We start from the raw sequence: 13,107 nt of genomic DNA, 5'->3' as shown, positions 1-13,107 counted from the left end.
GATCGAATAGTAGGCTGAGGCGGGGGCTGGCAGCTTCGGCGAAGCGCTCATGAGCCGAACTCGTAGTTGGCGCCCATTGGCCCGAAATGGTGTGAATCGACCTGAGTCAGCGTTCTAGAGGGCAGAAAATTCGAACGCGCTGGTTTCATCCAGCGCGTTCTTCTGTCCTGCCCGGATTCAGCGATAGCGAACCCGGCTACCTTCTCGGCTCAGCAGAAGCGGGTAATTGAAAGCTTCGTCGGACGGCCGCTCACTCTTCTCCGATCCAGATGCCAAGACCTCTGGCTGTAGCAATGAACGAGCAATGCTTCTCGATCGTGCGCGGACCTTTGATCACGTCCTGGAGGGGAACGTCGTGCACGGCTCCTTTCGTCCAGCACACCATCCTGTCCGCGCTTCCACCAGCCAGTAATTCGACGGCCCGCAACCCGAAGATCGCGGCGAGTCGGCGATCTTCTGCACACGGAGATCCACCGCGTTGCAGATGTCCGAGCGTGGTGCAGCGAGCCTCTATTCCAGAGCGCTTTTCCAGTTCCATGGCGAGCCAGGTTCCAATGCTTTCGAACGCCTTGAGGGTTGATACCTGGGCGCGAACGCCCTCGGCAACGACGATCAATGCGTGGCGCCGCCCGGATGAAAAAACCCGGCGGATATGCGTAACGACGCTTTCGATTTCCAGATGCCGTTCCGGAATCAGGATGGCATCCGCGCCTCCGCAAATACCGCCGTGCAATGCGATATGGCCCGCGCTTCTTCCCATCGTTTCCACAACAATCACACGATGATGGCTTGCGGCCGTCGGCTGCAAGCGATCGAGTGCGTCGCTGACGACCTGCACGGCGCTTGCGAATCCGATCGCGCGCTCCGTCTCCCGTACATCGTTGTCGATCGTTTTGGGAATGCCGATCATGGGCAGGCGCGCATAGCTGCACAGCTCGTGCAAGATCCTCATCGAGCCATCGCCGCCCACAGCGATCAGGGCATCGAGACCTAACTTCTCCGCACCATCGGCGAATGCCTGCTTGCGATCAACGAGTCGCTGTTCGCTGTCGGGTTCGCCATGGCTGATCGATCCGAGGAAGCTGCCGCCACTATGGAGCAGCGGAGCGCTAAGGCGTTCCGGGCGCAACTCGCAGTATCGGCGTGGTGTGTCGGTCAGGCCCAGCGTGCCGTCGGTAATTCCGAGGACTCGCCAGCCATACGAGTCAACCGCGTGGCGCGCTATCGCGCCGATGACGGCATTGAGGCCCGCGCAATCTCCACCGCTCGTGAGCACACCAATGGTTTTCGCTTGAGTGGTCATGCGCAATCTCCATCGGCAGTCAGTCGCCGGCTCCGGGCGCCTGTGGGCCTTGCAGGACGCCGGAACGGCCTATCAGCACTCCGATCGCCCGCCGATAACGCGCTGCTTTTACGGTCCATTTCGCTCAGGTGGGCTTTGGTTTGGTGACCAGTACGTCGCAAGGTACGGCGTCGATGATGGATTCGGCCACGCTGCCCATCAGGGCTCGATTGAAGCCGAGGCGGGAATGTGTCCCGACGACGATCACGTCGGCACTGATCGACTGGACAAAATCGGCGAGCGCGTGAGGCGTCCAGCCTGAAAGCACGCGCACGCGATTCTCTGGAATCTGATGGGCTTGCGCATATGTCCGTAGCGCAGCGTCATGATCCTGACGGAGATTTTCGTACAGATCCGGAGCCCAGCTATCCATCATCCCCAGCGCATCGCCGCGCATGAACTGATAGTCCACGGAAGAAACGAGATACAAGTCCGCCTTGCACTGGATCGAAAAAGCCAGTGCCTGCTGGACGATCTGATCGTTGAAGCCTTCATCATCTCCGGAAACAGGGCTGGCATCGATTGCGACGACAACTCGCTTGGGGAGTACATGTGTCGGCTTTCCGACCAAGAGGATAGGAGTTTCGACGTTTGCCAGCAGGTGCCAGTCCAATGGTGTCAGCCAGGGCCTTTTGATCAGCGCTTCATGGCGGACGTCCTTGATGATCAGATCCGGCTTCAATTCGTTCGCATAGTGGACCATTTCGTCGCGCGGGCTCGTTGCCCAGACCGCGTTGACGGCTACGCTGATCCCTCTTTCCCTGAGTGCCTCGAGTTTCGAGGTCAGCCACCGATGCTGGATTTGCAGCCAGCCTTCTTTCGCCTTTGTCGAATCGTGAAGACTCAGCCTCGATGCCTGCTCCAGCAGGTGATTGAAGCCGATGACCACGATGTGCAGCTTGCTTTCCGTCGCTTGCGCCAGAGCGACCGCACGATCATATGCGGGTGTTTGCACCATGGAAGAATCGGCGAACAGCAAGATATTCCGATAGGGGTTCACGGCGAGTTCCTTGTGTGACGCCGATGAAGAATCCCGGGTTGCCCGTGGAGCTTCATTGACCTGCGTCAACGATCGCGAACCGGAGCAGGCAGCGATCCCATGTCCAGCGTATTGATTCACATCAATACCGAACGGACCACATCGGTAGACCATGCCGAGGTTCGCTGGAGATCACGATGAAGCAGTCGCATTTACTCTCATTGCGAGATTTCAACTCACTGGCTCGGGTGCCGGGCGAGCTCTTTCTGGAGACGTTTCTGTTCAAGGCGGAAGCCAGGGACGGACGACAGCCGGCAGGGCAGAGCTGGGAAACCCTGCGTGATGAGCTCCGTGTAACACGAGAGTCGATTGATCGATCCAGTCTCGAGGTGGCCTGTGCAACGCAATGGCTCTACTGGAACTTGCGCGACAGTTACGCCAGTTTGCGGAACGCGCTGAAGCGGATTTGATGCGATAGAGACAGCCACCGCATGAGACTGCGGGCCATGTGTCTGGCACGGTCTTTGGCCTTGTTCGCATGCATCGCGATGGCGACGCCACGCGTAGGGGCGGGCGACGAAGATCGGGTCACTCTCAGGGGCGGAGTGTCGAACTCTTCGATCTCATCGGACCCGATCATGGAATGTGTCCTCAGCAGCACGCTGACTTCTACAAATGAACGCATCGATGTGGAGCTCTGTACCTTCGGCTCGCCACCGCGCGATCGCTACGTCCTGAGCATCACGCATGGAGTGGGCGCGCCGCAGCGCTTTTATCTGGAGGGACAGAGTGCGTACGGTCGGCTCCGATTGTCGACCCTGCTTCCGGCGCTCGAGCTCCTCGATCGAGATCGACTGCGATGCCTCATGCCGCTGACGCAATTGGAACTCAGGCTGGAAGCGGCGGCGGCCAATGGATACACGCTTGTGCAGATTTGCGAATGGCAGCCCTAGAGGGCGTGACATGACGACCGAGCCCATTGCTCCGGCCCCCGCGGCGCCGGACTCCCTGGATCCGAACTGGCGAGCATTGGAGCAACTGCTGCCCCTGCGCCTGCGCAGCCTGGCGGCGCTGGCGCTCGATCTGCGCTGGACATGGAGTCACGCGGGCGACGCGCTATGGAAAGCCCTCGACGAGGACGGCTGGAACCGCACGCAGAATCCCTACGCGATCCTGAAGTCGCAGACCCGGAGTAAGTGGGAGGCGATGGCAGCCGATTCGTCATTTGTTCAAAGGCTCGACGCACTCAGCTCGGCACGTGAAGTCTACCGGCAGCGCCCTGCCTGGTGGCAAGGGACTGCGTTCGCAGCGCAGGTCAAGGGCATCGCGTACTTCAGCATGGAGTTCGGCATCGGGGAGGCGCTTCCCTTGTATGCCGGGGGCTTGGGCGTACTGGCGGGAGATCTGCTGAAAACCGCCAGTGACCTCGGTGTTCCGGTCATCGGCATCGGCTTGCTTTATCGCCAGGGATATTTTCGTCAGCGCCTCGATGTGGAAGGCAATCAGCAGGCTCTCTACGTCTATACGGATTCCGCCGATCTGCCCATCAGTCCCTTGCTCGCCGACGACGGCGGGCCTCTCGCCGTGATGGTCGAGTTGCCAGGGAGAAAGCTGCGTTTGCGCGTCTGGCGGGCCCAGATCGGCCGATCGAATCTCTACCTGCTCGATAGCAACGACCCATGGAATTACGCACCTGACCGCGGAATCACCGGGCGTCTGTATCCCACCGAGACGGAAGAGCGCCTGCAGCAGGAGATCGTGCTCGGAGTCGGAGGATGGAGATTGGTCGAGGCGCTGGGACTTTCCGAAGGCATCTGCCATCTCAACGAAGGTCATGCGGCGTTTGCGGCGCTCGAAAGGGCGCGCTGTCTGTCGATGCGGGCCAATCTCGATTTCCAAAGCGCGTTCTGGGCGACGCGCGCGGGCAACGTCTTCACGACCCATACCGCCGTCTCTGCTGCGTTCGACGTCATCCCGGCCGCCGCGGTCGAGCGATACTCGCGTGCGTTGGGTTTCGGAGCAGAGTTCGATGCCATTGCTGCGATGGGGCGCGCCCCATCGGACAACGGCAGCGATTTCAACATGGCCTACCTTGCGACACGTTGTTGCGGAAGCGTCAGCGCTGTAAGCAGACGTCATCGGCAGGTCAGCCAGACCATTTTTGCGCCGCTGTATCCGCGCTGGCCCTTGGTACAGGTTCCGATTGCTTCGGTGACCAATGGCGTCCATATGCCATCGTGGGATTCGATCGAGGCCGATGCCTTGTGGACGCAGACTTGCGGCGTCGATCGGTGGCTCGGGACGACCGAATCTCACGAAATCGCCTTATCCGCTCTGGACGATGCGCAGATCTGGCGCATGCGTGGCGCCGCTCGTGAAAGACTCGTCGACAGCGCGCGGCAGCGCGTCAGGCGGCAGCAGGAAGAGCGGGGGGAACCTGGCGGGCATTGGGTGCTGGATGCCAATGCACTGACGATTGGTTTCGCGCGTCGATTCGCGGAATACAAACGCAATGACCTGCTTCTGCGCGAGGCCGATCGCCTTGCGCGCTTGCTGACTCACCCGCAAAGGCCGATTCAACTCGTGATCGCGGGCAAGGCGCATCCCGATGACGAGAAGGCACAGGCCGAGCTGCGCAGATGGGCGGATTTCGCGCGGCGGCCGGAACTACGCGGACGCGTGGTGATTCTTGAAGATTACGACCTTGCCCTCGCCGAGCCATTGGTCCAGGGGATGGACGTTTGGATGAATACCCCTCGCCCCCCATGGGAAGCGTGCGGTACCAGCGGAATGAAAGTGCTCGTGAACGGCGGCCTCAATCTATCCTCCATGGACGGCTGGTGGCTGGAGGCTTACTCGCCGGCTGTCGGATGGACTTTCGGCGGCACCCCGATGGCCACTACTGACCCGGATGCCAGGGATGCTTCGGATGCCAGAGAGATTCTCGACTTGATCGAGCATCAGATCGTGCCGCTGTTTTACGAGCGCGACGCAAGCGGATTGCCACGGCGATGGATCGAGCGAATTCGATCGAGCATGGCGCGACTGGCCCCCCGTTACAACGCCAATCGCATGCTCAGGGAGTACGTGGATCAACTCTATGCGCCTGCCGCCGCAGCCCTTTCCGGCCGCAATGCCGATGGCAATGCGCAAGCGCTGCAATTGAAGGAATGGGCGCAGTCGATCGAACGCAGCTGGGATCATGTGCACGTCAATGAGCCGCATTTTGAATCGTCGACTGCAGGCTGTCAGGTCAGAGTCAGTGTGTACCTGGGCGAAGTGCCGCTCGAAGCCGTGGCCATTCATCTCTACGCTGACGGTCCTGGAATGGAATGCAGCGTGATTTCGATGGAGCATCAGGAGTCCGTCGAGGGCAGCCGCGGCGGACATATTTTCAGGGCTTGCGTGAAGACCGAGGAGCTTGCCCGTCGTTATACGCCGCGGGTCGTCGCATACCATCGCGGCGCATTGTTGCCGCAGGAGCTGCCATTGATTCGGTGGCCGCGCTGACGCTCCGGTGCGCGCTGTTGACCAGCGTCAATGAAATCGGCGACGGACCTCGCGATTCTAATGTTCGACTTCCCCCGGAGAGGATCATGCTCAACGAGACCCAGAACATCATCACCCGCATGTCCCAATCCGGAATGCATTCCTTGATCCGCTGTTGCCACAGCCCGGAACAGCGACGAGAGCTGATTGCGAGAAAAGCGTATTCGCTTGCGGAGAACCGCGGATTCGCCGCTGGAAAGGAGTTGGACGACTGGCTCGCCGCCGAACGCGAAGTCGACCTATTCCTGGAGGGCGAGCATTACTGCGGCGATTGAACGCGACTCGAATGCTCTGCTGATTGCCGGCGTTCCCCTTGCTTTGGAGCGCAGTGTTCTTGCGCCGCCCTCTGGTTGACGGCCTGTGGAGATGCCATGGAATCCATTCAGAACATTCTCGTCATCGCCGACAGTCACATGCTGCCGAGCGCGGCGCTGGGGCGCGCCGCCAGCGTCGCGCACTTGACCGGCGCGAGGCTGTGGCTGTGTCTGATCGCCTACGAGCCTGTCATCGCAACGGGAGATCGTAGCGCTCACCCTGACATTTATCGTCTGGCCCAGAACGAGTATGTCGGCGAAAGAGAACGATGGCTAGGTCAGAGAGCCGTTTCACTGCGAGATCAGGGATTGAAGGTTCATCATGAGGTGGTCTGGTCGGCCTCCATGTATGAAGCGATCGTCGCGAAGGCGATCGAGCATCGCGTCGATCTGGTCATCAAGGAAATATCGCGCGAGCATTCGCGCTGGCGCCATACATCGGCGGATTGGAAACTCATTCGCTATTGCCCGAGCCCATTGATGCTGGTTCGTCCCGATGCGCACAGTCATCCAGGGCGGATCGCAGCGGCTGTCGATGCATTTCAGGACAGTGGAGATGGTGCGGCGTTCAACGAATTGATCGTACGAACGGCGCAATGGCTGGGCAAGACCTGCTCGTCGGAGTCTTATGTCGTTTCTGCGTTTCCGTGGCGCCATGTGCCTTCAGCGAACGAAGCGAAACTCGCTGTTCTGCTGGAGCAGGCTTCACGCGACCATCGACTGGCTTTTACGCAGCTGTGTGATCGTTTGCAGGTCGATGCGACGGCTCGCTATCACCTGATGGGGAATGCGGGTTCGGTTCTCAAGAAGTTCGTGGAGGAGCGCCGTATTGATCTCGTGGTGCTCGGCTCTCACTACCACAGCTTGTTCAGTCGTCTGGTCATCGGCAGCACGGCTGAGGAATTGCTCGCTGAGCTGCCCAGTGACCTGCTTCTCGTCAAACCAGCCGGCTTCATGGCGGAGCTGGCTCAGCACCTGGACTTGCCTGCGCTGGCTCGACGTTATTGCCCAACGGCGCTGACGGCCTGAAGGCGATGGTGAGCCTGCTTGATGCAGGTCATGGCACGGGGGCGAGCGAAGCAGGAGGCTTATTCCACCTTCCTACTAGGTGGTTTCCATGGCTTTCACCAAGATGCTGTTCCGCAGCGAGGCGCGGGAAAAGGTTTTGCGCGGGGCGACACAACTCGCCGAGGCGGTGCGTGTCACGCTGGGCCCGAAATCCAAGTCTGTTCTGATCCAAAGGCAGTGGGGCAGCCCACTGGTCTGCAATGATGGGGTCACCATCGCCAAGCAGGTGAACCTCCAGGAGCCTGAGGAAAATCTCGGCGCGCAGATGCTGCGGCAAGCGGCCGAAAGAACCGGGGAGGCGGTTGGTGACGGCACCAGCACGTCCACCGTGTTGGCGCATGCGATCTATGCCGACGGCGTTCGTAACGTCGTCGCGGGCGCGAGTGCCATCGACATCAAGCGAGGGCTCGATCTGGGCCTGCAGCTGGCGATCAAGTCCTTGCAGGCCCAGTCGAGACCCGTGCAATCGCGAAAGGAGCGCGCCCAGGTCGCCACCATTTCCGCACACAACGAATCGCAGATCGGCGAACTCGTCGCTGATGCGATGGAGAAAGTCGGAGGCGAGGGCGTGATCACGGTCGAGGAGTCCAAGACCACTGAGACTGTTCTCGAAGTCGTGGAAGGAATGCAGTTCGACCGCGGCTACGTCTCCCCTTACTTCGCCTCGGACGCCGACAAGATGCAAGCAGTGCTGGAAGATGCTCACGTGCTGCTCACGGATCGGAAGATCAGTGCAATCAAGGACCTCATTCCGCTGCTGGAACAGATAGCCAAGACGGGCAGGCCCGTGGCCATCATCGCCGAAGACATCGAAGGCGAGGCGCTTGCAACGTTGGTGGTGAACCAATTGCGGGGCGTGCTCAAGAGCGTGGCGGTCAAGGCTCCCGGCTTTGGCGATCGTCGCAAGGAAATGCTCGAAGACATTGCCGTACTCACCGGCGGGCAGGTGCTTTCGACGGAAGTCGGACTGACGCTGGAACATGTCGAGCTTGACCGCCTCGGGCGTGCTCATCGCATCGTGGTCGACCGGGAGAAATGCACCTTGGTAGGAGGATCGGGGGAGCGGAGAGCCATAGAGGCACGCATGCAGCAGATTCGCCAGCAAATCGAGAAGGCGACCAGCGATTACGACAAGGAAAAGCTTCGAGAGCGCTTGGCCAAGCTATCTGGTGGCGTTGCAGTGATCAGGGCGGGTGCTCCGACCGAAGCGGAAATGAAGGCCAAGAAGGATGCGCTCGACGATGCCATTGCCGCGACCAAGGCGGCGATTGCTGAAGGCATCGTGCCGGGCGGCGGACTGGCCTTGCTCAAGGCGGTCCCTGCTCTGCAAAAGCAGGAAGAGACCGTCGTCGGTGACGAGCGCACGGGCCTGCAGATTTTGCGGCGAGCCCTGGAAGCACCGGTTCGCACGATCGCTGACAACTCGGCGGTCGATGATGGCGTGGTCGTGGCGCGCTTGCTCAATGAAGCGGGTTGCATCGGCTTCGATGCCAGCCGCAACTGCTATGTAGACCTCTATGAGGCCGGCATCGTCGATCCGACCAAGGTTGTGCGCATCGCGTTGGAGAACGCCGTTTCGGTGGCCAGTGTGCTGCTGCTGACCGAGGCCACCCTGACCGATATCCCCGAGCCTCGGAAGGATGCGGCGCCTGCGGAAGCTTGAGAGTCGGAAGGTCATGAGCCATGAAGCCGGGCACGCCCACCGAGGCCTTCATCGTTGATCGCGGTCAACGACGGAACCGGGTCCAGATCCGATCATGCAGGCTGATATCCAGCGCGAGCCTTGCGATGCGAATTCTCGAATACAGCACACGCCATGTTGCGGTCGTCCGTCCCTATGTCGGCGTTGCCGACGTAGCCCGGCTGATGCGCCAGTCCCATGTCGGCTGCCTGGTCGTCGTCGATGGAGATGACGGACATCCGGTGGGCTTGATCACAGATCGTGATCTGGTTCTCGAGGTTTTGGCCAAGGACGTCGCTCCGCAATCGGTCACGGCCGCCGATGTCATGTGCCCCGAGTTGGAAACGGCCGACGAGGAGGACGATGTCCTGCAGACGCTGGCTCGCATGCGCTCTTTGGGTATGCGTCGGATGCCGGTGCTGGGGCCGGATGGAAGACTGCGCGGAATCCTGACGGTCGATGATCTGTTGGATGTTCTGACCGACTGCATGCGCCAGCTGCAGCAGCTGATCTCGACCGAAACCGCTCGCGAGGTGCAGCTGCGAGCTTGAAGCCTGGCCTGATCCGGCGATGGCTTCCCCATCATCCGATCAACCATTCCCCCTTCGTTTGGCGACGGATTTCCGTCGCCTGGCAACGAGCAGGCAATGACGAGTAAGAAACGAATCGCTCAAGGCAGAAAGCGCGCATCGGCTTCTCGCGGTGAAAGCCAGCCGACACGATATCTCGTCGTTTTCTACTCGCGTACCGGATTCACGCGACGCGTAGCCCATCGGCTCGCGCAGCGCCTGGGCGCTAGTAGCGATATCGAAGAGATACAGGATCATCGCAAGCGCGCGGGCGTACTTGGCTTCCTGCGCACGGCCTTCGAGGCGGTTATGAAGCGCGCCCCTGACATCGCACCGAGCCAGTTCGATCCCGCAAACTACGACGTCGTCGTCGTCGGATCTCCAGTATGGGCTGCACATGTCGCCACACCGGTTCGCAGCTATCTGAAGCGTCATGCCCCGTCGCTGGTCCATGTCGGCATGTTTTGCACGATGGGGTCCTCGGGCGGGGACGAGACCCTGGCCGAGATGACGGGCATGCTGCATCCAGACGATGAAACCATCGAGACCGGGCGTTATCCGACGCTGGCACTACGGGATGCCGACATCAAGGCAAGACGCTTCCATCGAATGGAGACATTCATCGATGCCTTGCAAAGTCTCACCCATCAGCCTCATCGGGAGATTGAGCCTGGTAGGCATCACACAGACGCTACGCACACGATTTGAGGATGGCCCGACGCGTACGCCCAGGCGTATTCGAGTTCGCCTGAAGACTGTGAGTGGATGGTGAATAGTGGCTGCCCGCTCTCCACCTTCTGTCCAAGCCGTGTCTCCAGTACGAGGCCGGCAGCGGGAGACAGTGGCGCGCCCGCCAGCTTGGCGATGCGTCCGAGCCGACGATTGTCGATGCCACTGATCGTGCCGGCTACCGAAGCGGGGAATTCGCGCCGGTGCAAAGCTTGGCGCGGCTCGCGCAAGCCGCCCTGGATTTCGCAGATCGCCTGAAATTTTCGCCATGCCTTTCCGGATTCCAATGTTGCCGCCGCCATTTCGAGTCCCTTGCCTGCGTCGGCGCGGCCGGTCATTTCCAGCAGCGCCCCGGCGAGCTGGATCGCGCGCGCGCGCAGCTCCGGCGGGGCGCTCGTCTGTCGCTGTAGCACGGCGACCACATCCAATGCTTCCAGCACGGGTCCGATCCCACGTCCTATCGGCTGGCTTCCGTCGGTCTGGACCGAGCGCACGGTCAGGCCCAGGGCGTGACCGACTGCGCTGAGTCTGTCGGCCAGTGCCTGCGCCGAGGCGGCGCTGCGCAATTTGGCGGTGGGTCCAACCGGAATATCGATGAGCAGATGGGTAGAGCCTGCCGCGAGCTTCTTGGACAGAATGGATGCCGCAAGCTGCGCATCACTGTCGAAGTCCAGGTGACGTTCCACCTGGATGAGAATGTCATCGGCCGGACTCAGGGCGATCGCACCGCCCCAGACGATGCAGCCGCCTTCGCTGTCGACCACTCGTCTCATGTGTTCCAGCGTGAGCTCGACCGGAGCGAGAACCTCCATGGTGTCGGCGGTACCGGCGGGTGAAGTGATAGCTCTCGATGAAGTCTTGGGGATCGTCAGGCCGCAGGCCGCGGCGATGGCGACGACGATGGGCGTGGTGCGGTTCCCCGGCAGACCGCCGACACTGTGCTTGTCGGCCACCGGATGCTGGTTCCACCGCAACCGGGTTCCGGCGTCGACCATGGAGCGCGTCAGCGCCAATGTTTCTTCCATGTCCATGCGATTGCCGGCGCAGATGGTCAGGAAGGCGGCGAGTTCGACGGAAGAATATCGGCCCGTGCTGATGTCGCGGATGCAGCGATGCATCGCGTCTTCATCGAAGCGCGATCCGTAGATCTTGCTGCGGACCGCGGAGAACGATTCGAGCGCCGGTGGGTGGGACAGCATGCCAACGTCTCCTTCGTGTGCGCCCAGCGCGCTCCAAGCCGATTCGGACAGACCTGCCTCATCGCAAGCGAGCAAATCTCCATAAACGACATTGAGCGTGGCGATGAGGTCCCGTGATCCGCAGCGCAGTTGAACGCGCGACAGTGCGCGAAAACCCTCCGCGCGGCAGACGCTGCCGTCGGCGTGCAGAAAGACGATGGGCTCCCGGTACGTGTCGATGCCGAGCCGACGAAGCTTCAGTGATGCACTCGCAGCCAGTGTGCTCATGCCGGAAGCTGTTGCAGATCCACACGCTCCCGGTAATCCGGCACTGTGCAGGGCCAGCCAAAGCGCTCTTCGATCCGCCGCCGTAAGGCATCCGCGGCGTCGGGTTCACCATGCGTAACGAAAACACGCTTCGGTGCGGTCTTGAGCGCGGATAACCAATCAAGCATTTCCGCGTAGTCGGCATGCGCGGACAGATTGCCGATCGAAAGCACCTCGGCGCGAACAGGCACCTGCTCGCCATGAATCTTGATCGTCTTGGCACCATTGATCAGCGAGGCGCCTCGCGTGCCGCCCGCGCAAAATCCGGTGAAGACGATCGCGTTGGATGCGTTGGATGCGAAGGCCCGAAGATGATGGACGACACGTCCACCGATCGCCATGCCACTGCCGGCGATGATCAGCATTGGACCCTTGCGGTCGTTGAGGGATCGAGACTCCTCGACCGTGTTGACCATCTGCGCAGTGTGGGACATGGACTCACACTCTTCCGCCGACAGTCGGTGCTCCCCCAGATGGCGCCGGTACAATCGCGTTGCATCGATGGCCATCGGGCTGTTGAGGAAGATCGGCAATGTCGCCGGAATTCGATGAGACAGCTTGAGTTGATGCAGGCACCAAAGCAATGCCTGCGCGCGGCCGACGCAAAACGATGGCACGACGATCACGCCCCGGCGATGGCTCACGCGACGCACCAAGGCGCCGAGCTGTTCGATCGGATCGACTGCCTCGTGTTGGCGATTGCCGTAAGTTGATTCCACCACCAGCACGTCGGCGGCCACAGGCGGGTGCGGCGGTAGCATCAGCAGATCGTTCGGGCGGCCCACATCACCGCTGAAGAGCACGCTACGGTTTTCGCATTGCAGTCGGAGCATGGCGCTGCCCAGAAGATGCCCGACGGGTATGAGCTGAGCCTTGAAGCCTATTGCGGGTTCGAAGGTGTCCAGCGTGGCTCGTGTTTCCATCTGCTCCAGCGCACGCAGGGCATCAGCTTCAGTGTAGAGCGGCAGTGCTGGGCGGTGCTTGGAGAAGCCATGGCGATTGGCGAACTCGGCGTCCTCTTCCTGCAATCGACCGCTATCGGGAAGCAGGATCCTGCACAGGTCGCGGGTAGCCGCCGTGCAATAGATCGGACCCGCATAGCCACGGCGGACCAGAAGGGGAAGATAGCCCGAGTGGTCCAGGTGGGCGTGAGTCAGCACGATGGCTTCCAATGCCTTGGGGTCGAATGGAGGCGGCTCCCAGTTCCGCAACCGCAATTGTTTGTAGCCCTGGAACAAGCCACAGTCGACGAGGACCTGGCGCCCCCGGTGCGTCACCAAGTACTTGGACCCGGTGACCGTTCCGGTTGCGCCGAGAAATTGCAGCTCCATGGCTCTCCCCAAAAAGAAGCCCTCGCGAGAGCGAGGGCAA

12 protein-coding genes are annotated in these 13,107 nt (G+C 61.1%); 8 read left to right on the top strand and 4 right to left on the bottom strand.

The window, feature by feature from the left end:
* Window positions 1-250: 250 nt before the first annotated feature.
* The gene (locus tag AC3WUM_RS17065) at window positions 251-1,303 is read right to left on the bottom strand and encodes an ATP-dependent 6-phosphofructokinase (RefSeq protein ID WP_492411625.1); all 1,053 of its coding nucleotides are present in this window, start codon (window positions 1,301-1,303) and stop codon (window positions 251-253) included.
* Window positions 1,304-1,427: 124 nt separating this feature from the next.
* The gene (locus AC3WUM_RS17060; RefSeq protein ID WP_492411623.1) at window positions 1,428-2,342 is read right to left on the bottom strand and encodes a universal stress protein; all 915 of its coding nucleotides are present in this window, start codon (window positions 2,340-2,342) and stop codon (window positions 1,428-1,430) included.
* A gap of 176 nt (window positions 2,343-2,518) precedes the next feature.
* Between AC3WUM_RS17060 and AC3WUM_RS17055 the strand changes: the two genes are divergently transcribed.
* From AC3WUM_RS17055 to AC3WUM_RS17020, 8 genes are all read left to right on the top strand, one after another.
* Window positions 2,519-2,791, top strand: a complete 273-nt coding sequence (locus AC3WUM_RS17055; RefSeq protein ID WP_492411622.1) for a hypothetical protein — start codon at window positions 2,519-2,521, stop codon at window positions 2,789-2,791.
* A 168-nt stretch (window positions 2,792-2,959) separates the two neighbouring features.
* Window positions 2,960-3,274 carry a hypothetical protein gene (locus tag AC3WUM_RS17050; RefSeq protein ID WP_492411620.1) on the top strand — a complete coding sequence of 105 codons (315 nt, stop codon included), beginning with the start codon at window positions 2,960-2,962 and terminating at the stop codon, window positions 3,272-3,274.
* A 10-nt stretch (window positions 3,275-3,284) separates the two neighbouring features.
* A complete protein-coding gene (glgP, locus tag AC3WUM_RS17045; protein WP_492411618.1) occupies window positions 3,285-5,831 on the top strand; it encodes an alpha-glucan family phosphorylase in 2,547 nt (848 codons plus the stop codon).
* An 86-nt stretch (window positions 5,832-5,917) separates the two neighbouring features.
* Window positions 5,918-6,145 carry a DUF2934 domain-containing protein gene (locus AC3WUM_RS17040; protein WP_492411617.1) on the top strand — a complete coding sequence of 76 codons (228 nt, stop codon included), beginning with the start codon at window positions 5,918-5,920 and terminating at the stop codon, window positions 6,143-6,145.
* Window positions 6,146-6,241: 96 nt separating this feature from the next.
* Window positions 6,242-7,213: a universal stress protein gene (locus AC3WUM_RS17035; RefSeq protein ID WP_492411615.1), complete on the top strand. Its 972-nt coding sequence runs from the start codon at window positions 6,242-6,244 to the stop codon at window positions 7,211-7,213.
* Between the two features lie 88 nt (window positions 7,214-7,301).
* Window positions 7,302-8,915: a chaperonin GroEL gene (gene groL / locus AC3WUM_RS17030; protein ID WP_492411613.1), complete on the top strand. Its 1,614-nt coding sequence runs from the start codon at window positions 7,302-7,304 to the stop codon at window positions 8,913-8,915.
* A gap of 20 nt (window positions 8,916-8,935) precedes the next feature.
* Window positions 8,936-9,484: a CBS domain-containing protein gene (locus AC3WUM_RS17025; RefSeq protein WP_492411611.1), complete on the top strand. Its 549-nt coding sequence runs from the start codon at window positions 8,936-8,938 to the stop codon at window positions 9,482-9,484.
* 96 nt (window positions 9,485-9,580) lie between these two features.
* Window positions 9,581-10,210: a flavodoxin family protein gene (locus tag AC3WUM_RS17020; RefSeq protein WP_492411609.1), complete on the top strand. Its 630-nt coding sequence runs from the start codon at window positions 9,581-9,583 to the stop codon at window positions 10,208-10,210.
* On the opposite strand, the gene AC3WUM_RS17015 is transcribed toward AC3WUM_RS17020, so the two are convergent.
* The gene (locus AC3WUM_RS17015; protein ID WP_492411608.1) at window positions 10,183-11,697 is read right to left on the bottom strand and encodes a thymidine phosphorylase family protein; all 1,515 of its coding nucleotides are present in this window, start codon (window positions 11,695-11,697) and stop codon (window positions 10,183-10,185) included. The two genes, AC3WUM_RS17020 and AC3WUM_RS17015, sit on opposite strands and share 28 nt — an antisense overlap.
* On the bottom strand, window positions 11,694-13,067 hold the full coding sequence (locus tag AC3WUM_RS17010) for an MBL fold metallo-hydrolase RNA specificity domain-containing protein (RefSeq protein ID WP_492411607.1): 1,374 nt from the start codon (window positions 13,065-13,067) through the stop codon (window positions 11,694-11,696). The genes AC3WUM_RS17015 and AC3WUM_RS17010 overlap by 4 nt, the downstream gene beginning before the upstream one ends.
* Window positions 13,068-13,107: the final 40 nt, after the last annotated feature.

The organism is Hydrocarboniphaga sp. FW305-C-57 (assembly GCF_058783045.1).
The sequence above is the reverse complement of the archived record's forward strand: the minus strand, read 5'-3'. Positions and strand labels throughout refer to the sequence as shown.